The organism is Leptothoe sp. EHU-05/26/07-4, from assembly GCF_043421015.1.
Lineage (GTDB): Bacteria > Cyanobacteriota > Cyanobacteriia > Phormidesmidales > Phormidesmidaceae > Leptothoe > Leptothoe turfae.
The window spans coordinates 1-19,946 of the sequence record NZ_JAXSQV010000001.1 but is presented as its reverse complement, the minus strand read 5'-3'; the positions used below and the strand labels follow the sequence as shown (position 1 = coordinate 19,946).

At 47.0% G+C, this 19,946-nt stretch carries 18 protein-coding genes; 7 read left to right on the top strand and 11 right to left on the bottom strand.

Annotated features, from left to right (window positions below; translation table 11 throughout):
* Positions 1 to 26: 26 nt before the first annotated feature.
* The 7 genes from U2F10_RS00090 to U2F10_RS00060 all read right to left on the bottom strand — a co-directional run bounded on the left by U2F10_RS00090 (position 27) and on the right by U2F10_RS00060 (position 6,047).
* Positions 27 to 1,343 (bottom strand): DUF6745 domain-containing protein, encoded by a 1,317-nt coding sequence (locus U2F10_RS00090; RefSeq protein WP_499870099.1) that lies wholly within the window; start codon positions 1,341 to 1,343, stop codon positions 27 to 29.
* A 46-nt stretch (positions 1,344 to 1,389) separates the two neighbouring features.
* Positions 1,390 to 1,947: a DUF8820 family protein gene (locus U2F10_RS00085; RefSeq protein WP_499061338.1), complete on the bottom strand. Its 558-nt coding sequence runs from the start codon at positions 1,945 to 1,947 to the stop codon at positions 1,390 to 1,392.
* A gap of 352 nt (positions 1,948 to 2,299) precedes the next feature.
* Positions 2,300 to 3,439, bottom strand: a complete 1,140-nt coding sequence (locus U2F10_RS00080; protein ID WP_499870097.1) for a TPM domain-containing protein — start codon at positions 3,437 to 3,439, stop codon at positions 2,300 to 2,302.
* Positions 3,440 to 3,617: 178 nt separating this feature from the next.
* Complete coding sequence (locus U2F10_RS00075) at positions 3,618 to 4,478, bottom strand: transporter substrate-binding domain-containing protein (protein ID WP_250564624.1); 861 nt, start codon at positions 4,476 to 4,478, stop codon at positions 3,618 to 3,620.
* Positions 4,479 to 4,583: 105 nt separating this feature from the next.
* Positions 4,584 to 5,228: an amino acid ABC transporter permease gene (locus U2F10_RS00070; RefSeq protein ID WP_163699919.1), complete on the bottom strand. Its 645-nt coding sequence runs from the start codon at positions 5,226 to 5,228 to the stop codon at positions 4,584 to 4,586.
* Positions 5,229 to 5,236: 8 nt separating this feature from the next.
* Complete coding sequence (locus U2F10_RS00065; protein WP_163659087.1) at positions 5,237 to 5,908, bottom strand: amino acid ABC transporter permease; 672 nt, start codon at positions 5,906 to 5,908, stop codon at positions 5,237 to 5,239.
* Between the two features lie 16 nt (positions 5,909 to 5,924).
* Positions 5,925 to 6,047: a hypothetical protein gene (locus U2F10_RS00060; RefSeq protein ID WP_284681684.1), complete on the bottom strand. Its 123-nt coding sequence runs from the start codon at positions 6,045 to 6,047 to the stop codon at positions 5,925 to 5,927.
* Positions 6,048 to 6,105: 58 nt separating this feature from the next.
* On the opposite strand from U2F10_RS00060, the gene U2F10_RS00055 reads away from it, so the two are divergent.
* Complete coding sequence (locus U2F10_RS00055; RefSeq protein ID WP_163659088.1) at positions 6,106 to 6,300, top strand: hypothetical protein; 195 nt, start codon at positions 6,106 to 6,108, stop codon at positions 6,298 to 6,300.
* Between the two features lie 3 nt (positions 6,301 to 6,303).
* Here the strand turns inward: U2F10_RS00055 and U2F10_RS00050 are convergent, their stop codons facing one another.
* Positions 6,304 to 8,310: a hypothetical protein gene (locus tag U2F10_RS00050; RefSeq protein ID WP_163659089.1), complete on the bottom strand. Its 2,007-nt coding sequence runs from the start codon at positions 8,308 to 8,310 to the stop codon at positions 6,304 to 6,306.
* A gap of 246 nt (positions 8,311 to 8,556) precedes the next feature.
* On the opposite strand from U2F10_RS00050, the gene U2F10_RS00045 reads away from it, so the two are divergent.
* The 3 genes from U2F10_RS00045 to U2F10_RS00035 all read left to right on the top strand — a co-directional run bounded on the left by U2F10_RS00045 (position 8,557) and on the right by U2F10_RS00035 (position 11,718).
* The gene (locus tag U2F10_RS00045; RefSeq protein ID WP_499870096.1) at positions 8,557 to 9,276 is read left to right on the top strand and encodes a winged helix-turn-helix domain-containing protein; all 720 of its coding nucleotides are present in this window, start codon (positions 8,557 to 8,559) and stop codon (positions 9,274 to 9,276) included.
* 74 nt (positions 9,277 to 9,350) lie between these two features.
* Positions 9,351 to 10,469, top strand: a complete 1,119-nt coding sequence (locus tag U2F10_RS00040; protein ID WP_163659091.1) for a sensor histidine kinase — start codon at positions 9,351 to 9,353, stop codon at positions 10,467 to 10,469.
* A 178-nt stretch (positions 10,470 to 10,647) separates the two neighbouring features.
* Positions 10,648 to 11,718 (top strand): serine/threonine-protein kinase, encoded by a 1,071-nt coding sequence (locus U2F10_RS00035; protein WP_163659092.1) that lies wholly within the window; start codon positions 10,648 to 10,650, stop codon positions 11,716 to 11,718.
* Here the strand turns inward: U2F10_RS00035 and U2F10_RS00030 are convergent.
* Complete coding sequence (locus U2F10_RS00030) at positions 11,715 to 12,635, bottom strand: alpha/beta fold hydrolase (protein ID WP_163659093.1); 921 nt, start codon at positions 12,633 to 12,635, stop codon at positions 11,715 to 11,717. The genes U2F10_RS00035 and U2F10_RS00030 overlap by 4 nt on opposite strands.
* 168 nt (positions 12,636 to 12,803) lie before the next feature.
* Between U2F10_RS00030 and U2F10_RS00025 the strand changes: the two genes are divergently transcribed.
* The 3 genes from U2F10_RS00025 to menD all read left to right on the top strand — a co-directional run bounded on the left by U2F10_RS00025 (position 12,804) and on the right by menD (position 18,280).
* Positions 12,804 to 14,519 (top strand): diflavin flavoprotein, encoded by a 1,716-nt coding sequence (locus U2F10_RS00025; protein ID WP_163659094.1) that lies wholly within the window; start codon positions 12,804 to 12,806, stop codon positions 14,517 to 14,519.
* Positions 14,520 to 15,035: 516 nt separating this feature from the next.
* Positions 15,036 to 16,457, top strand: a complete 1,422-nt coding sequence (locus U2F10_RS00020; RefSeq protein ID WP_163659095.1) for an isochorismate synthase — start codon at positions 15,036 to 15,038, stop codon at positions 16,455 to 16,457.
* A complete protein-coding gene (menD, locus tag U2F10_RS00015; protein ID WP_163659096.1) occupies positions 16,454 to 18,280 on the top strand; it encodes a 2-succinyl-5-enolpyruvyl-6-hydroxy-3-cyclohexene-1-carboxylic-acid synthase in 1,827 nt (608 codons plus the stop codon). The genes U2F10_RS00020 and menD overlap by 4 nt, the downstream gene beginning before the upstream one ends.
* A gap of 68 nt (positions 18,281 to 18,348) precedes the next feature.
* On the opposite strand, the gene U2F10_RS00010 is transcribed toward menD, so the two are convergent.
* Together U2F10_RS00010 and U2F10_RS00005 are read right to left on the bottom strand one after the other, a co-directional pair.
* Positions 18,349 to 19,293: an SPFH domain-containing protein gene (locus U2F10_RS00010; RefSeq protein WP_163659097.1), complete on the bottom strand. Its 945-nt coding sequence runs from the start codon at positions 19,291 to 19,293 to the stop codon at positions 18,349 to 18,351.
* Positions 19,290 to 19,667, bottom strand: a complete 378-nt coding sequence (locus U2F10_RS00005) for a hypothetical protein (protein ID WP_163659098.1) — start codon at positions 19,665 to 19,667, stop codon at positions 19,290 to 19,292. Before U2F10_RS00005 ends, U2F10_RS00010 begins: the two co-directional genes overlap by 4 nt.
* Positions 19,668 to 19,946 lie beyond the last annotated feature (279 nt).

Here is a 19,946-nt window from a genome sequence, read left to right as displayed (position 1 = left end):
CCACATGCCAGTACTTTACCGGATTATTAAGACTGTTGTTCAAACTGTTCAGGATAAATTCCCCAATTCACCCACCGAATCGCTTCCCTTGCCGACTGTAAGTTAGGAGGCACACGAATAGTATGAATAAAGTTAGTACTGGGGCAAATCATCTTCAATAAAGAAATAGATTGACCATCAATATCATCAACCAACTCGTTTAATTTAAGTAGGGTATACTCTTGCCAGGAATCCACCTCCGAAGCATTTAGTTCCTTACAAATACGCTCGTACCCAATACCCTGAATTAAAATTCGCCGTAGTTCAGCATTGTTTTCCTTCAATACCCATTCTGCAACCCAGTTTTCAGGTTTAACCTGTCCATATTTTTTAGGCAGAGCGACCCCATGGTGAAAGTAAAGACCATACCCATCTTCATATAAAACAGAAAACTCTCCTTCTCCATGAAGACGCTCATTTACATCAAAGGAGAGCTTAATAGGACGACTACAAACAAAGCAAACTTTTTCATAAGGTAAAACCCAACCACAACGGGTGGTTAAACCGTGAAAAGCAGACCATTTCTCAGAGTCGTATTTACAATTTAGTATATTGATACAAAAGTCCCACCAAACTGCCTGAACCGCCCATAGCTCTGGATAAATACACTGATCGTAAGCAATATATTGGCTGAGTTGCTTACCCAAACGATGCACAAAGCGGCTAAATTGTTGATGTTGTAACAAGATCTCTAACCGTTTCAGCTGAGAAAATACCGACTTATCATTGATACGATGGCGTAGTTTACGCACCAAGCAAGCCACCATTTGCATATGAAGCCGCCCAATTTGTTTTTCTACTAAGTCAGTCAAAGAATGTTTTAAGGGCGGATTAGAAAGCCTCTGTTTGATTAAAGATAATTTGTCCACAGACAAACGGCGTTCTGGCCGATCAATCAGTGGTTGCCGCAGTTTTTTCAGGAGATCGCTTTGTGGTTTTCCTAAGGTCTCACTGCTCTGTTTTCTTAATGAAATGCCTAAGTTATGCACCAAAAACTGGGCAAGTTGGCTATTTAGATCGGGGCCACATTGATTGAGATATATTTCAACTCTTTCAATCAGCTGTTGCTCCAAGTCTCCAACCAGGTTTTCAAGGATATGTCCCAGGGCAGCATAAGGACTCTCACAAAAAACAACTTGAGGTAACGGTAGGCCTACAGCTGCATAGGCTGTCGTAATCGCCTCAGTTGCATGTTTTGGATCAATCGCTTTTTCGGGAAAGATATGGGATTCCCATTTTTTCTCTATCTGTGATGCCTTCTTAAGTTGTTCTGATATTAGGTGAGTCGGTTGTTTCCAAAACATCTGCTACCCTCTAAAATGTGCGTTTTATCTACACTCAGAACAGGGATTAATCGACCACATACTTCCAATTACTTAAAGATTTTCGCTTTCCAGCTTTCTTTGAGGTAGTTTTACGTTGACGTTTGGATGTCGTTTGGGAAGAGGGTGTAACTGCTGAAGATGTATTAACATCTCTAGTGCTATATTGCTTGTCTCTATATCCCAGCACATCAGCCATCAATTGCTGCTTAGAGCTAGCTCTCACACTATCAACAATTTTCTTTAGAAATTCTTGATCGGCATTTTCTTCAGTAATAAACTCTTGGTTGAGTTGGGATGAAAAGGCACCATTTTTGCGTGGGACATACTCCCTTTGAACATATATCTTCCAATTACCGTAGTGAACTTTTAAGGGCCGATGTTCATCATGGGACAAAATCGCCACCTTAGAGCGGACCTTGAGATAAAGTTCCCCCTGGTGGGAAAATAAAGTAGCAATGCCTTTACTGATGCGATGTGAATGCCCCGTAGACATGCCTTCTAGCAAGGTAAGATGGGGCAGTTCATCACCAAGAACATGTGAGGTTGGCAATAGAATGACATCTCCCTGGCGTATTGGTCTCATAAACCTATTCCTTGAGTCAAAATTTGATTGTTATCAACTCTATACAAAGATCAGCAGGAAACTAATGAGGCAGGGTGTATGAACTGAGCGCTATGTATTGTTAAAAATCTTACTGGAGTAAAGCTTTACGCAATTCATTTTGCCCATATATTACGGATATAAAAATCGAAAAAGTTTACATCAATTCAGTATTTTCACTACCATTTTGAAGCTTGAGGCTTACATGATGCCAGTCCACAAGACTGATTTCATAAATGCTCCAATATTGATAAAGCTTTAATAAAGCCAACTTGGACCATACAAACCTGTTTTAGGCAACTTGCGACGTTTTATTACCAGCTCCTACTGGTGATTACCAGCTCCCACTGGCTCCACCCCCTGAAGAACGACCTCCCCCTCCTCCTGAAGAAGAACCTCCTCCAAACGAGCTACTGCTACTTGACTTTTGCTTTCTGGGAATCGTCACTGTGTAGGTATTCTCATAAGAACAATGCTGACATGTCTCAGTTACCCGAGCAGTTCCTGAAGAGGAATAAGTGGCTGGGCGAATTATATCTCGCCTAGATAAAAGAGTTTTGTAATGACACCCTCTACAGGTTTTATACTGAGACAACAAACTACCATAGCGATTAATATTATGGCTTTGACAGCTAGGGCATTGCCAAACATCATAATCAACAGAACCTAGTTGTTCCTCCACATTTTGCCCTTGATCCAAATACTGATTGTCACTGTTCTCATCCAGACGCACCATATCAGCACCACAGTCCGGACAACGACGACGACGGTAGCGTAAAAATTGCCTCATTATCAAACCAACACCACCCAAACCAGTCAGACCACCCCCCACTAACCAGTTCTTATGATTGCCATGGCCATCGTAAGAAGGCGCAGTGTCACGGCTGACGACAGGGCTACTTGACCGAGATGCTGCCGCTGGTGATGATGTTGTTGTTGTCTCCTCAGGCTGAGTTACACGCCGGATAATTGCTTCAGTCCCCTGCAAAATTCCACCACTGTAGTCGTCTTGCTTAAAGCGCGGCACCATGTACTCATCAATCACTGACTTCATTGCAGAGTCCAGAGACGTGCCGTAGCCAGAACCCACTTCTATCCTTACTTTTCGATCATTCACAGCCACCAACGTCAGAATGCCATTATTCTTTTCGGCATCACCAATGCCCCAGGTATTAAATAAGTTGGTAGCAAACGACTCAATCGTACTGTCCCCAGTCCCATAGTCCTGAATTGAATTAAGGGTAACAACCGTAGCTTCAATGCCATGGTTAGCCTCCAGGTTTGCCAACGATTGCCGAATGCTGATCGCATCCTCTGGGCGCATCAATTGAGCATAGTCGTTGAGGTATGGATCGCTGGCTGTGGGATACCCCGTTTGAGCCCAGGATGGTAACACACTAAGATGAGAGAATAGAATGGTTGCGATCGCAACCACTGTCACTATCACCCCTCGCCGCATCCAATGCACAGGCATGTTAGGTCTACTAAGCATAGTTACGATCACCTGAAGAGCCATTGTTATCTACAGACCTTCAGAATTATATTTCGGATTTTTCCATACAACAACATCAAGAAAATACCGGTTGCTGAAGAATACTGTACTCAGCAACCGGTGTTTTTATGACTGACTTGTTACAAAAGCGATGAATTCCCTAGAACGCAGGTAAAGCAGGCAACGGCTCTCCTAACCATTTCTGGGAAAAGTCATCTAATTGACCACCTAAACGCTTGTGATAGACAAATGTGTTCACCCATTGGAGTAAGTCAACCTCACCACGACGTAGGCCGATGTGAGCGGGGGATTCTTTGATGATAAATTTGCCCTCAATAGTCTTGTCGGGGTTGTTCTTTGATAGCTCAGATGCAACCACATTACCTGTGGCAATCATATCCACCTGACCAGAAATCAAGGACGATGCTGTCAGGCTGTTGTCAGCAAAGCGCTCTATCTGTACATCATCGCCCACCGCATCGGTCAGTTCCAGATCCTCTAAAGTCCCCTGGGTCACCCCGACCTTATAACCACCTAAATCGTCAAATTCACCCACACCAGAAATCTCCGATGAGCCGTAAATTCCAGAGAAAAATGGAGCATAGGGAATGGAGAAGAAAATAGACTTAGCCCGCTCAGGATTAGCTCCCATACTGGAGATGACTAAATCCACCTTATTTGTTTGTAAAAAGGGAATCCGGTTATCACTGGTCACTGGCACCAGCTCTAGCTCAACGCCCAAATCTTCAGCAATCAAGTTGGCCACATCGATGTCATAGCCTTCCAGATTACCGCTAGCATCCACAGAACCAAAGGGGGCAAAATCTTGGGGTACCGCAATTTTAATTGTCCCTGCTTCAATGATGCGGTCCAGACTGGAAACAACAGCAGCATCGTCCTGAGCTGTCACACTGGGGGAGTTACCACCACCAGCACAGGCTACAGCAACCAACGAAAACACACAGGCGATCACTGCAATGGAGATGGTTTGCAGCCACCGTCTTGGGATAGAAAAACCCATGATTAAAGAATCCTCACTCAAATCCTTATGGGGCTAAGGAATGTACGATAGGCCCACCGTAGCAGGCTGAATAGCAATCACTGTATCCTGGGTTACTTTTTTATCTCAGTATGCTAAGGATTTCTCTAGTTTTCGGCTGGCAACAGAAATTGGAAAACAAATGCCGAAGTAAACAATGGCAGTAACCAAATATACAAAAAAGGGTTCGAAGGTCACATTTGTAATATTGGTAGCTGAACGGGCCAGTTCAACAAAGCCAATGGCAGAAGCGAGAGAGGTTCCTTTGATCACCTGTGCTAGAAAACCTACAGTGGGAGCAATGGAGCGACGGACAGCCTGGGGCAAAATCACTAACCCTAACTGTTGACAGTAATTCATACTTAATGCCTTGGATGCCTCCCACTGGCCAGAGGGAATCGACTCCACCGAGCCGCGCCAGATGTCTCCCAGGAAGGCACTGGTAAAGGTAGTTAGGGCAAGCGTTGCAGACATCCAAGGACTAATGTCAATGCCCAAGATGCTGATGCCAAAGAACGCCAGTAAAAATTGAATGAGCAGGGGTGTGCCCTGAACAATTTCTAGATAGACCCAGCTGATGCCCTTAAGAGGGCGAAATGGAGAGATTCTCATCAGCATAAGGAGGAAACCAGCTACTCCTCCACAAATAAACGCAATGGTGGATAACAGCAACGTCCAGCGGGCGGCCCATAATAGAGCAAAGACAATATCTAGGTGACTAAAATCTCTCATGTAATCCCTCAAATGTAGCGGGTGAAGGTGAAAAGGCGACGGTGACAGAGCTGAGCGACGAGTTTAAAGCTGAGGGCCAGCACTACATAAATCAGAGCCAGGGCAAAGTATACTTCAAAGTCTCGGAAGGTGCGCGATCGCAAAAAATTTCCCATAAACGTGAGCTCTTTAGCTGAAATTTGCGACACTACACTAGTTAGTAGCAATAGCAACACCATTTGGCTGGTGAGTGCCGGGTAAATATTGGCAATGGCGGGCTTAAGGATCACCAGACGAAAAATCTGCCATCTGTTTAACCCAAGGGACATACCTGCCTCAATCTGGCTTTGCTCAATGGACTGAATGCCGGATCGAATGATCTCGGTGGAGTAGGCTCCAAAATTAATGGTAAGCGCCAGCAAAGCGGCCTGACTGCTGCCCAACCGTGGCCCCAAGCTAGAAATACCAAAGAAAATAAACAGCAGTTGCACCAGGAAGGGCGTATTGCGAATGGTCTCCACATAGGCAGCTGCTAACATACCAAAATAACGATTGTCAGAGGTACGGCAAAGGGCACCAACTATCCCTACCATTAACCCTAAAACAATGGCCAAAGCTGACAGCTGCAGGGTGAGGCCCACTCCTGCCAATAACAAATCCCAATTATCCCAAATGACTTGAAACTGAAACCGATAGGTCATTATTTATCTATGCATCCTAAGCTGTGACTGTTGCTACTTGCCAACCCAGAGTGCGGGCTCGCTCCTGGGCAATTTTAGGCACATCTGCAGCAATAAATTGTTCATGAAGGATCTGAACGCTAAGGAGATGATTGATCATGGCATCAATCTGTACTTGCTCGGCAACGGGTATACTCAGGTGACGACAATTTGCGGCAATGTACGTTATAGATCGAGACCGCTACCCTCATCTTGATCTGCGGGTCGACCATGACGAGCAGCCCCTGGTTACCCTGCGCACTGCCTTTGAAGAGTCTTGCAAGGATTATTATCAGTCCTTCCGTCAAGCGATGCCTTCAGAACAGGCTCAGGTGTTACCCCTGGAAACACCCTGGTTAGATGAAGCAGTGTAAGTCTTATTTCACCACTAACGTTTTGACATAGCCTTCTAACTCAGGGCTAAACCGAGCGATAAAACCGCCGTCGGCACCATACAGTTCAATCGGTAGCTGGGTGCGCTTGCCAATATTGATCACCTCTTGCAACAGCTGGTTGACTTCAACAATCATCTGATCAGAGGCCGGTACACTCACACGATTATTCGGATCGGCAATGGAGAAATCTGCCAATGCATCATAATCTTTGGCTAATTTGAGCTGTACTGCCCCCCGCTTCATCCCAAACTGACAAAACGTGGGCTTACAAATACTAGAGAAATCCTCTTTAGCCTTATCGAATCGAAGGGCTAAACGCAGATTTTCCTGAGCCTGAGACAGCGCCGGTTCATAGTTTTTTAAAAGGGTCTGACCATCGGCATAGCGTGACGTGCCCACCGGCACCCCCTTAACCTGGGTAATCGCATCGCGCCAGCCCAGCATAGCGAGGGTCCACTGTTCCTCTGATTCATATTGACGGGCCGTAGCTGCATAGCGCACAGCTTCGTTGTAAAACTGGTCGGCAGCCTGCTCCTGTTGATAGCGGGTACGCACCTTGGCTAAATCAGTCTCATAATTAGTTAACAGCTCATTCGCCTCCCCATGGGCCATGGTGCCTCTGGGAATCTGTTTTAGTTGTTTAACAGATTTATTCCAAGAGTCTAACGCCGTTTTCCAAGCAGACATTGTATTGGCAATTTCCGCTTGGTCCTTAGCTAAAGAGGCCGTCAGCTGTGCCTGATTCAAGTTTTCTTCTGCCTGCTGCTCCGACGTCACCCGTCCTTCAATCGTAGTTAAGTTATTGCGGTATTCCTGCAACTTTGGTGAAACAAACACCTCATAGATAGGGCTTCCGGCAGGAATCTCCTCTAGCTGGGCAATGGTTGCACGCCAGCGTTCTGCAATGCTTTCCCAATGGGCAATGGGGTGGGGTGGATTTTGACTTTCCTTGGCAGCGGTCAGGGCATTTTCCTGGGCGGCAGCCACTGCATTAAGCAGGTCAGCCTCACCCTGATAGTCATCCAATAACGCTTGCGCACTGGCATGATGCCTTGACCATGGGGGAATTGGCTTGAGGGTATTCACAGCGGTATTCAGCTGGTCCCCCATATCCAGTACAGTTTGCGGAGTCGGCTGATCCTGCAAAGCGATTAAGGCAGCATCTCCTAAGGCTTGGGCTTGCTGGATGCGATCGCATCCAGCCATCACACAGGGTCGACTTAACCCGTACCCCAAAGCGCCAAATACAGCTGCCATGCCAATACCCGCCGCCATCAAACCACGACTCACCGCAGGCGCATCCGCAACAGTCTCAGGTGTTTCATTCACAGCGACTGACGCCGCTTCTCCCACATCCTCTGAGATATCTTCTGGAGACTTCTCGTAAAACCCATCCAAATTTAAGAGTTCATCGACTGATGGCTCATCGACCGGCAGGTCCCCCTCCATGGGGGGCAGTTCTTCACCAAATAATAATTCTTCTCCAGATAAAAACTCTTCCTCTGATAGATCACCCGTTGCCTCATCCTCTCCGTCATCCTCCTCAAACAGGCTCTCAGAAGCTATTTCCGGCTGATTGTTCAACAAAGGTTCAAACACCTGATCGTCAAGCACCACATCATCCAACAATATGGGACCTGAACTATCTTGCAAGAGCCAATTAAACCGATGCACCGCAATGGGTTTCGCCATAAATGGCTGCTTTAAATAGACTTTAATTGGAATGGGGTCTCCCGTTGCACCCAGATGCTCTGCTTCAACAGGCAACCCATCAATCTCCAACCGATGGCGGATCGAGGTTTCTACCTCCGCAAAGACATAGTTGACAGGCACTGTGTCCACATTAGGGCTTTCCACCAGCACCATAAGCTTGCCTCGGCTAACAGCACACTGTATCGCAACTGCTTCAGGGACCTCCGGTGAGCGACTTAAATCGTAAGTCAAATCAGCCGATAGGCGACTTAGAGTAAACGCCGACGCTAGACTCATGCTCTACGCCTCCACAAAGTTAACCAACAGGACAAGTGCCCTAATAAACAACTATTCACAACGCATCTATGATGCAATCATTAGGCCTTAGCTTACCCCCATAATTTCCTTGGGCTCAGAGGGGCAAGGGGGTATTAAAGCTATTGAATAGTGGCCTATTGTTTACGTTTTCGCAAGCCCTTTTCTTCTTTGTTCAGCATCCATTTGTAGAATCCTAATATCATTGATGGCTCCATCGATTACCCCATGAACGTTCTAATCGTTGAAGACGAAACTGACATTGCTGACCTGATTCAGCTGTACTTAACCAATGAGAGCTTCACCACCGAAATCTGTAGCAGCGGCACAGCGGCCCTTGAACGTTTCCCTATTTTTCAACCAGACCTAATCATCTTGGATTTAATGATTCCCGGATTAGACGGCCTAGAAGTATGCGCCCGCATCCGTCAAACACCTGGCACCAAAGATCCCTACATCTTAATGTTGACAGCCAAAGGGGAAGAGTTGGATCGCATCATCGGCCTATCCACTGGAGCCGATGACTACATGGTCAAACCCTTTAGTCCCCGCGAGTTAGTTGCGCGGGTAAGAGCCTTATTACGCCGTAGTCTGCGTGGGGCACCTGCCAGCCACACCTATCGAACCGCCCACTTTGCCATTGACTTTGATCAGCGCTCTGCACTGTACCAAGATTCAGAGCAAACTTCAGACTCCATTGCCCTTGACCTCACACCGCTAGAGTTTGACTTGCTCGCCACATTTTTGAGCTACCCTGGTCGCGTTTGGAACCGATCACAACTCATCGAAAAGCTCTGGGGAGACAATTTTTTTGGCGATGAGCGGGTAGTCGATACCCACATTGCCCGTCTCCGTAAAAAAATTGAACCGAACCCGGCTCAGCCTACATTCATCAAAACCGTTGTCGGTGTCGGTTACCGGTTTGAAGATAACCATGAACGTTCTTAATTTTGAATTTTAAGTTTTGAGTTCAAGGCTCAATTCAAAATTCAAAACCCAAAATTCCCCATAGCCTTTAGTCCATGGCCAAAGTCCCAACAAACATTAGCTTACGCACCAGATTGCTGCTGTCCCACCTGATTGTCATGGCAGTTGCAATCATCGCTTTGGCCGGTGTCAGCCGTCTGTCCACTCCCCGATACTTTGTGGTGACGCTTGAGCGTTTAGAAGGCCGGGGGATTCGTATTCAGCAGGTGCGCGGCCAAATTTTAGAAAGTTTCACCGATGCTTGGGCTCGGGGGATGGTCTGGTCAGTTCTCTTAGGAGGAGGAGCCGCTGGTGGTATTAGTTATTTGCTATCGCGACGTATTATTCGTCCACTGACGCGGATGGAGGGAATTACCCAACGATTTGCCGCTGGAGACTGGGCAGCCCGCGTTCCTCCATCCGATATCCCAGAACTCCATCAGCTTGGCCATAGCTTTAACCGCATGGCTAGCGAACTGGAACAAGTAGAGCAACAGCGACGGGACTTAGTCAGCGATTTATCCCATGAATTGCGGACACCGCTCACCATCCTCCGGGGCTACCTGGAAGCCCTGAGCGATCAAAAACTGCCTGCCACCCCTAAAACCTATGCAAAGCTCATGGGTGAAACCCAACGTCTGCAACGTCTCGTCGAAGATTTACAAGAACTCTCGAAACTAGAGGCAGGGTATCTACCCATTCAACGGCAATCCACCGATCTGACAGCCCTGACGGAGCAGGTCACCCAGCGTTTCCTCGATCAGCAGCTAGCATCAGACAAACCGCAAATTGTCGTAGATACGACTCCTGATTTACCCGCCGTTGAAGCTGACCCCGCCCGTACCGAACAGGTTCTCGTTAATTTACTGAGCAATGCTCTGAAATATACCGAAATTGGGCAAATTACTGTCAAAACCTGGCAAAATGAAAGTCAGGTTTGGCTCGCGGTCCAGGATACTGGCATAGGCATCGCTGCTGCTGACTTACCCCATGTTTTTGAACGTTTTTGGCGCGCCGACCGCTCCCGCAGTCGTGGTTCTGGTGGTACCGGTATTGGCCTCGCCATCTGCAAACGTCTAGTCGAACTACAGGGTGGCGAAATTTATGTCAGTAGTGAAGTCAATCGGGGCAGCACATTTGAATTTTGGTTACCCAAAGCTACGCAAACCCGCTAAGTTTTGACGTAGATAGCCAACCCACCGATTACAATCCTTCAACCAATAGGCCATAATAATTATTATCAATGACCGTGACTGCGGACACTCAATTGATGAGAGACTATTGCTAGCATCATGGTTTATCCAATTGAGCCCTTCTTAACCGCGGCTAGTAATCGTCCGCTTCATTTCGCTCATGTCTGAATCCAATTCCCCAGGTCGTCAAGATCCTCGCCTTAGTAAAAAGCTGTGTGATTCAGGTCAGCTTTTTCGGGAGCGTTATGAGGTTGTGCGCATTTTGGGGCGCGGTGGTTTTGGGGTCACCCATCTAGCGCGCGATCGCATGCTGCCAGGTTCACCACTCTGTGTGATCAAACAGCTATTTCCAAAAGTCAGCCATCCCATTGCCCTAGAGCGAGCTAAGCAACGATTTCGCCGTGAGGCTAGAATTCTCGGACGGTTAGGCAGCCATTCTCAATTACCAATGCTGCTGGATTACTTCACCTTTAAGGGGGAGTTTTTTCTAGTACAAGAGTATGTGCATGGAGATACCCTGAGTCGCGAAGTTCGCAAAAACGGTGCTCAAAAGGAACCTGCCGTTAAGCAGTTCCTCATCGAAGTGCTGCCAGCAATCCGCTACATCCATCGAAATCGAGTGATCCATCGGGATATCAAACCCCCTAATATCATTCGCAGTAGAGATGACAATCGTTTGGTACTGCTAGACTTTGGGGCCGTACGTGAATGTCTTCATTATGATGATGACCCTGGGGACCATGCCGCGAGTCCTACGACACATTTTGTGGGCACCATGGGGTTTGCTCCACCTGAGCAATTGGCACTACGTCCCACCTATAGCAGCGATATTTATGCCCTAGGTGTTACTTGTTTATATCTACTGACAGGTAAATCACCTTTAGAATTTGACATCGATCCCAATACCCAAGAAATCAGCTGGCAGCGCTCTGTCAACATCAGTACATCCTTTGAACGATTACTGGCTAAAATGCTGACCACTGACTTATCAGAGCGATTCAAACGCATTGATGAAGTGCAGCGTGCCCTCCAATTAGATGCCCACTACAGCAATTTAGAACTCTGCCTCAATCGCGTACCCAAGACACAAGAAGTATCCAACAAAGAAAACGTCATCGAGTTGGATCAAAATAAATCGCCAATTCAACGCCGAGCAGCCGCTATTCGTCGACTACGCCAACGTCAGCATATGAAAAACCGACCGAGCACGGGGCCTGCGTTCCCGCTTTAATTAGCCTCCACATCCGCCAAATGATTGAACCAGGCCTGGATGGTCCTATCAAGGACTTCAGGCACCTCGTCATACAAGCAGTGGCCAACATCATCAATGGCTCGATAGCTGATGTCTGGATTTGCCGCCAGGATTTGCTTCGCCCACGCCGTCGGTAAGATATTATCCTTCGAACCCCATAGCAGGAGAATTGGGGCAGCTACCTGCTGAATTAAATCAGCGGTAACATCACTAAACTCTGCTTTAGTGCGAGATTTCACTAAGTAACAAAGTGTACGGGCTGCACCGCGTTCCAAGGTAGGTCGCGTAAATATCTCCACAAGTTCATCATCTACTCGCTCAGGCTGCTGATAAATGTTAGTGAGCACCCGGCGAATAAAATAAGGCTGACGCACTAGTGCAAATAAAGGACGCAATAGTAATGGCGTTGAAAATAGCCCCTCCACGCCCCGTGATAGACGGTCTGCCCACCCAGATACGAGTTCCTGACGGGCCAGTGGCAGTGTGAGCAAAATCAGCCTCTCTACCATGTCTGGATGCCGAGCAGCTGCCGTCAGAGCCACCAAAGCTCCCAGGGAATGTCCCATCAAAATTACGGGTTGCCCCATGAGCATTTGCCAAAAATCGTAGACTTGCTCCTGCCACACCTCCGCCCCTAGAACCGCTGCCGCCTTCTGGGAATGACCAAATCCTAGAAGGTCCAGAGCGTATATCGGTCGCTGTTGGCCCCATAGCTGTAAATTGGAGCGCCACTGTTCCAAATTGGCCCCAAAGCCGTGAACCAATAGCATCGGCGTCCGCTGTTGGGCCTCCAGTTCATGGGGGCGAATGTAGGTGTAGCGAATACGCCATCCTCGCCAGTACCAGAAACGCTGCTGCCCCAACTCAGGATGATTAATGGCTTGAGATCGCTTCATGGAGTCGCTCTATAGGGGCAGATGATAACTATCATGTAACTTAAGGCAGATTGCTATTAAAGGAATCAATAGTGGTGAGTGGTAGATACCTTTAAGATAGATTAAGAATCATTTACTGATGAGTTGATTAGTCCCTCAGACTCATCACTGGGGATAGCGAGGCGTACTATGACCGAGACCAAGCAGAGAGATGTTCAGGTATTGCCCATCGCAACGAATACACTGGCCCTGCGCTCCCGCAGTTGGAATCGACTGCGTTTTGAAATTGAGTATGCGCTCGAAAAGGGAACAACGGCTAACTCTTATTTGATTAATGCTGATCAAATCGCATTAATCGATCCTCCGGGGGGCTCATTTACCACTATCTTTTTAGACGCGTTGCGATCGCACGTTGCCCTCGACCAACTTGATTACATTATCCTGGGTCACATTAATCCCAACCGATTGGAAACCTTACAACACCTGGTTAATGAAGCCCCCCAGGTAACAATTGTTTGTTCTAATCCAGGTGCGATCGCCATCAAAGCAGCGGAGCTGTCCCTACAAAACCCTTTATTTGTTATCAAGAATGCCGACGAGGTTCTCGATCTCGGTCAGGACCATAAGCTGCAATTTATGCCAGTGCCCACCCCCCGTTGGCCTGACGGACTGACTACCTACGATCCTGCCAGTTGCACCCTTTATACCGATAAATTTTTTAGCGCCCATATTTGTAATGATGACGCCTACGATCTCCGCTGGGAAGATTTGTTAAACGATCGTCGTTACTACTTTGATACAGTGATGGCCCCTAACGCTAAACAGGTTGCCACCGCTCTGGAAAAGCTTAGTGAGTTTCCAGCCCACCTTTATGGAGCTGGTCATGGCCCCATGGTGAAGTATGGCATCCATGAACTCACCCACCAGTATCAACAATGGTGTGCCCAGCAAAAGCAACAAACCCTTAGTGTTGCTTTAATTTATGCGTCGGCCTACGGTAACACTGCCACCATTGGTCAAGCCATTGCCCGAGGCATCACTAAGGCGGGTGTCGCAGTTGAATCTATCAATGCTGAACAGGCTCCCCAAAGTGACATCAAAACCGCAGCCGAAACCTGTGCCGGGTTTATCATTGGTTCTCCCACCCTCGGTGGTCATGCACCGACCCAAATTCAAACAGCACTGGGTTTGCTGCTCTCCACGGCCTCTAAAAATAAACTAGCCGGTGTATTTGGCTCCTACGGCTGGAGTGGCGAAGCCATCGACCTCCTTGAAAGTAAATTACGGGATGGCGGCTATAGTTTTGGCTTTGATCCCATCCGTGTCAAATTTAAACCGGACGAAGTCACCCTCAAGTATTGCGAAGAAGCGGGTACCGACTTTGCCCAAGCTTTGAAAAAAGCAAAACGTGCAAAAGCACCCCGTACCCCCGCAAGCAACGTTGAAAAGGCCGTTGGTAGGTTAGTCGGCTCCCTATGTGTCATGACGGCTAAACAAAGTGAAGTTGCCAGCGCCATGCTGGCTTCATGGGTTGCCCAAGCGACATTTACACCGCCTGGTTTCACCGTTGCTGTCGCCAAGGAGCGCGCCATCGAAACATTGATCTATCCAGGCAATCCTTTTGTGCTCAATATCTTGGGTGAAGGCAAGCATCTAGGTCCCATGAAACAATTTCTCAAGTCCTTCACCCCCGGTGAAAACCGCTTTGAGGGTATTGATATTGAAGTTGCCGATAATGGCGCTTACATTCTCAAAGATGCGATCGCGTATCTAGAATGTACCGTCAAACATCGTATGGACTGTGGAGACCACTGGGTTGTCTATGCCACAATTGATAGCGGCCAGGTCCTCGACAACAATGCTAAGACGGCTGTTCACCATCGCAAATCCGGCAACCATTACTAATCTTGCATTAGAAGCTAACACCGAGAGTCTTAAGGATCAGTCGAGACTCTTACCAAAGCTCTGATTTTCTTACCTGCTAAGCACTTTTCTAAGAAAAGGAGTATGCTTTAACATCTCAACTCTCTTCCAGCATCTCTTGGCCGACCAAAAGATGAAATTCCCATTGCCTAGAAACGAGAGTCATTGATTATTGAGCTGCATCCCTATCTTCATGTACGTAGCACGTTTTGCTATTGCTTATAACTATGTGCGCAGCAAACTGCTATTGGTGCAGCCTCTCCTTTGGAGATATGCATAGCAACAAGCAATCTATTGAAACGCAAAGTTTTCCAGAGACCTAAGCCTACAAAGGTTTTCCCTTAGGGTAGAAGCACTAAATTCAATGCTTGGCTAGTATTCCTCACAAGGATTCATGACTCTTTACATGTCAATTGGCAAGCTAGCCCATGCGCCTAAAAATATGTTACCTGTAGAAATATTTCATTCCCTTAAAATTACACTGTTCAATATTAATTTATGACCGTTGCGCCGTATCAGTCTGATCTATTCAAAAGGTGTAAAGAAATTTATGGCTTCTTGTCAGATTGCCAGCGACAAGCAACCTATAGTCAGCATGCGAAGCTAGCTAACTTTACAGTTCCCATTAGCTCCATTGAACCGTGGCTAGTTCTACAACAGCTAGAAAAAACATACCCAATACATTTTTACTACTCCACCCCTCAATATACCCTTCTAGGATTAGGCATAACTGTTGCTCAGCAAGCTGCTGGGCCTGATCGGTTTGAGCGTATGCAACAGTTTGTAGACGTCTGGAAACGTCGCATTCTTTCATCAAACCAGAGTGGGCCGATTATTCAACCCTATTTCCTTTGTGGATTTACCTTTTTTGAGCAAGCCCATGGTCTCTTTGATCCAGCTCAGGTATTCGTCCCACAGATACAAATTCTTCAGCGTAATGGACAAACAACCGCCAGCTTAAACTATCTCATCGACGATGCTGTCAATATCACTCGTGTAGTTGATGACATTAGACAACAGATCCAGGCAATTGAAACAGCAGCAGAAAAGACTTCCCATACAACCTTCACAACGTCCTCTAGGACCTTACAAACCCCAAAGGTGATCAGAGATGTAGGCAACTTCGAACAGATGGTGGGCAGTGTACTCCCTGCCCTGAAACGATCTACGCTCCACAAAGTAGTCCTTGCTGATGCTTTAGATGTATTATCAGCCAGTCCTTTTAATATCCCAGCCTCTCTGAAAACCTTAGGTATAGCCTATAGTGATTGCTGCATCTTTTCATTCAGCAACGGCGAAGGGCCCGTTTTTATAGGTGCCAGCCCAGAAAGATTATTGAGTATCACGACATCAGTGAACGGTAAACAGCTGACAACTGATGCCCTAGCAGGTTCTGCACCTCGAGGAGACACTCTTAACAGTGATCAGCTCATCGCTGAACAATTGCTCAACAACCCGAAGGAGCGTTATGAACATCAGGTTGTTGTCGAATTTATTATAGAGCAACTAATCAAATTAGGCCTGAATCCTCAGTTTGCAGTCTCTCCAGAAATACTCCGCTTAGCCAACATTCAACATTTACACACTCCCATCCAGGCATCTCTCCCCCATGATATTAAACCCCTAACTTTAGTTAAAACACTACATCCTACTCCTGCTGTAGCCGGGTTACCTAGACCTAGTGCCAGTCAACTACTCAAGACAACAGAATCCTTTGATCGAGGGCTTTATGCATCTCCCATTGGCTGGATTGATGCAAAAGGCAACAGTGAATTTGTTGTGGGTATTCGTTCTGCTTTAATTCAAGGTCGCCAGGCAAGATTATTTGCAGGAGCTGGAATTGTTTCACAGTCAAGTCCGCGTAGTGAACTAGCCGAAGTTAAGCTTAAATTACAAGCACTGCTAGGGGCTTTGGTGTGAATACATTAGACTATCGTAATACAAACACCCTGTGGGCATCGGTCATTGTAGAAACCCTTAGTCGACTTGGGTTAACCACCGCGATTATTTGTCCAGGCTCTCGCTCTACACCACTGACCGTCGCATTGGTTCGCCATCCTAAAATCGAAACTCTGCCAATTCTAGACGAGCGTTCGGCATCCTTCTTTGCCCTGGGCCGTGCTAAGCGATCGCACCAACCTGTGGCCCTCGTATGTACATCAGGAACAGCCGGCGCGAACTTTTATCCTGCCGTAATTGAAGCCAAAGAAAGTCATGTTCCTTTAATCCTGTTGACTGCCGATCGCCCTCCAGAAATGCGTGCCTGTGCATCAGGGCAAACTATTGATCAGCAAAAATTATTTGGTGATTTTGTTAATAGCTATACCGAAATGGCTATCCCCAACATCGGTCTCCTGAACTATGCTCGGCAAACCATAGTTCAAACGTGGGTGAAGGTGTTATACCCTATTCCAGGTCCAATCCAGCTCAACTGTCCCTTTCAAAATCCCCTTGCTCCCTTAAGTGAAACCCTAGACCTCAATATTGAGGAAAACAGCTTTTTTGAAGCTGTTTCACCTCCTATCCTGGGACAGGTTACGACCAATGTTCTTCCCAAAACATTGTTAGACAGTTGGGTTAACAACAATCGGGGCATCATTGTTGCTGGACCAGCACTGCCACAAAATCCTGAAGCCTACTGCCGTGCCGTTGCTCAGTTATCTCAGACACTCGGTTGGCCAGTGCTTGCAGAGAGTCTTTCTCCCCTGCGTAACTACCAATCCCTAAATCCTTACCTGGTTAGTACCTATGATACTTTGTTGCGCCATCATGGGGAGAAGCTAATCCCTGAAAAAGTTATCCAGCTAGGCCCCTTGCCAACCAGTAAAGTGTTACGTCAATGGCTACGGCAACAACAGCCTTACACTTATCAGGTATCGCCTTATGCCCTAAATGTGGATCCTCTTCACGGTAGAACCCAACGGCTGGAAATTTCCGTAGAGTGTTTAGGAGAATTAATTGCTACGGCGAAGTACGCTGAAAAGTGTGACAGCCAAACTAACCAATATTGCCAAACATGGATTAATTGCGATCGCACCCTCGAACAACACATCTCTCAAACACTCCAAACAATTCAAACGCCCTTTGAAGGAAAAATCTCCTGGATACTATCCCAGTATCTGCCAGAAGGGACACCCCTGATCATCGCCAATAGCATGCCTATCCGCGATATGGAATCCTTTTGGCAACCCAACGATCGCCATATTCAACCCTACTTTAGCCGCGGGGCAAATGGCATCGACGGTACCCTATCCACTGCCATGGGTATTGCCCATAACAACCAAAATAGTCTCTTACTCACTGGCGATCTCGCCTTTCTCCACGACACTAACGGCCTGTTAAACGCTCGCCACATAAACGGATCGCTCACCGTTATCCTGATTAATAATCAAGGCGGAGGCATCTTTGAAATGCTCCCCATTGCCGATTTTGAACCTCCCTTTGAGCAGTACTTCGCCGCCCCCCAAACAGTTGATATCGCAAACCTGTGTTGTGCCTATGGCGTTCAGCACACGCTTATCAATACTTGGGAACAGCTGATTCAATACATCAAAAATCTTGCCATTAACAACTATCCACCCTTACAGGTCCTAGAAGTTCGCACCAATCGCAAAGCAGATGCCCATTGGCGTAAAACTCAACTGATCTCCCTAGCAAAAGTGGTCAGGCATCAGGAATCGGGAGCCAGTGTGGTGCCAGATCCTGACGCCCGATTCTCCACCTCGCTAAAATTTCCTGGCTAAAGTTGATGCTCCATTTATCAGTGTCGTCGGTAGGCAATCTCGGTTGAAAATATCTCTGTTCACACAGGTTATTGACCGTCAGCTGCGGGCGCAGCCCCTAGCTGCACATTGGGCGTCTGAACCACAGGGGCCTGCTGGCCATTCCACTTCTGCACACGGGCCCGCTCGTTACGTAGGCGCTCTAATTCCAATAGCTGGGGGGTGACTGAACCAGCCCGTAAACGATTCGCTTCCGCCTCCGCTTTTGCCTCCTCAATAAGTACCTGGGATTCACCCTTTGCACGAGCCACATTGGCCTCCGCTTCAGCCTCTACCTTACGACGATTAAACTCAGCCGTTTGAGCCGCTTGCTGAGCTGCAAACTGTTCATCAATACTGGCCTGAATCTCCTCAGGTAAACGTAATGGTCCCAACAAAGAAACATCCTGTACAACAATGAATGGGAAACGCTCTTGAGTACAGGTACGTACGGCATCTACAAGCTTTTGCTGGTTCGTTGGCAGCATTGAGGGCGTCAACTGCAAGTCTTCAGCAGACTTGCCAAAACAGTTACGCAACCCATTACGTAACTCACTAGCACGAAACTCATTGGGAGTCTTACGATAGGTTTCATAAAACTCATGAAGCTTTGTTTTAGGAGCCCCTTCAGTAACTTGTTCAGTTGTAAACCCAAAGGACACGCCTACATCCGCTGAGACAGGACTACCCCCTACAGAAAAAATCACCGATTCATCATTGGGAGACCCCTCTGTAGCATCCCGTGTAAATGGATAAGTATTGATAAATGTGGGAAATACCACCACATTTTCCGTATAGCCGTTATACCAAACACGGCCATTGACTAAACGGGCATTTTCAATACCTTTGTCACCACCATAGAGGCGAATCTTTAGACCTGCATAGCCGGGTTCTACCGTACTTATACTAGTGCCTGGAACAACTCCACAGCTTGATGTTACTGCTCCCAACACCCCTAAGGAAGCAACTAATTTCAGAAACGTTTTGAATCTCATTTTTGATATTGCCTAAGTAAATCCGAAGCGGAGAGCTGAAAACGGTAGGCATCAGGTTCAACACTCAGTATTGAAAATGTCTCAATGTCTCGACGAACGTTAAGCGATGTCGTGCCGATAAAATCTATCCAAGTTAACTGGTAATACTCCGGAAAGTGGTGAACAAACAACCGACGAGCTATACGGGCATCTATCCAGCGCATAATTACAGCGCCCACCGATAAACTTAGTAAACCCAACACAACTAACCAGATCAATACTCCCAAGAAAGGATAGTTGGAGTTTAGAAATTGAGGTGCGATCGTCGCTATCAAGAAAAGACACACCAGGAGCTCAATCACCCCAAGTAATATCCAACGGCAAAGAATTTTCACGTCTACCTATGGCTACTATGCCAAAAAAGAGCGTCAACCTCTGTCAATAGAGCGCCCCGCTCTCGCTATAACCTACTACAAATAAATTAGCGCCCATTTCGAATCATCAAAAACTATTGCTCAGTCCCGCTAGATCAATTTACATAGTACCCAACAAACTAGGTCATCTGCCCCGTCACGACTCTCAAAGCATTTAGGGCATCACCTATTAACGTTGATGAATCAATAATCACACTACGGATTGGATCGACCAGCGAAAGCATTTTAAGCTAAACGCGC

What these genes read in the sequence shown, in the direction of transcription:
- U2F10_RS00090 (WP_499870099.1), bottom strand. Translation starts at nt 1,343, where the DNA reads ATGTTTTGGAAACAACCGACTCACCTAATATCAGAACAACTTAAGAAG.
- U2F10_RS00085 (WP_499061338.1), bottom strand. Translation starts at nt 1,947, where the DNA reads ATGAGACCAATACGCCAGGGAGATGTCATTCTATTGCCAACCTCACAT.
- U2F10_RS00080 (WP_499870097.1), bottom strand. Translation starts at nt 3,439, where the DNA reads ATGCCTGTGCATTGGATGCGGCGAGGGGTGATAGTGACAGTGGTTGCG.
- U2F10_RS00075 (WP_250564624.1), bottom strand. Translation starts at nt 4,478, where the DNA reads ATGGGTTTTTCTATCCCAAGACGGTGGCTGCAAACCATCTCCATTGCA.
- U2F10_RS00070 (WP_163699919.1), bottom strand. Translation starts at nt 5,228, where the DNA reads ATGAGAGATTTTAGTCACCTAGATATTGTCTTTGCTCTATTATGGGCC.
- U2F10_RS00065 (WP_163659087.1), bottom strand. Translation starts at nt 5,908, where the DNA reads ATGACCTATCGGTTTCAGTTTCAAGTCATTTGGGATAATTGGGATTTG.
- U2F10_RS00060 (WP_284681684.1), bottom strand. Translation starts at nt 6,047, where the DNA reads ATGATCAATCATCTCCTTAGCGTTCAGATCCTTCATGAACAATTTATT.
- U2F10_RS00055 (WP_163659088.1), top strand. Translation starts at nt 6,106, where the DNA reads ATGTACGTTATAGATCGAGACCGCTACCCTCATCTTGATCTGCGGGTC.
- U2F10_RS00050 (WP_163659089.1), bottom strand. Translation starts at nt 8,310, where the DNA reads ATGAGTCTAGCGTCGGCGTTTACTCTAAGTCGCCTATCGGCTGATTTG.
- U2F10_RS00045 (WP_499870096.1), top strand. Translation starts at nt 8,557, where the DNA reads ATGAACGTTCTAATCGTTGAAGACGAAACTGACATTGCTGACCTGATT.
- U2F10_RS00040 (WP_163659091.1), top strand. Translation starts at nt 9,351, where the DNA reads ATGGCCAAAGTCCCAACAAACATTAGCTTACGCACCAGATTGCTGCTG.
- U2F10_RS00035 (WP_163659092.1), top strand. Translation starts at nt 10,648, where the DNA reads ATGTCTGAATCCAATTCCCCAGGTCGTCAAGATCCTCGCCTTAGTAAA.
- U2F10_RS00030 (WP_163659093.1), bottom strand. Translation starts at nt 12,635, where the DNA reads ATGAAGCGATCTCAAGCCATTAATCATCCTGAGTTGGGGCAGCAGCGT.
- U2F10_RS00025 (WP_163659094.1), top strand. Translation starts at nt 12,804, where the DNA reads ATGACCGAGACCAAGCAGAGAGATGTTCAGGTATTGCCCATCGCAACG.
- U2F10_RS00020 (WP_163659095.1), top strand. Translation starts at nt 15,036, where the DNA reads ATGACCGTTGCGCCGTATCAGTCTGATCTATTCAAAAGGTGTAAAGAA.
- U2F10_RS00010 (WP_163659097.1), bottom strand. Translation starts at nt 19,293, where the DNA reads ATGAGATTCAAAACGTTTCTGAAATTAGTTGCTTCCTTAGGGGTGTTG.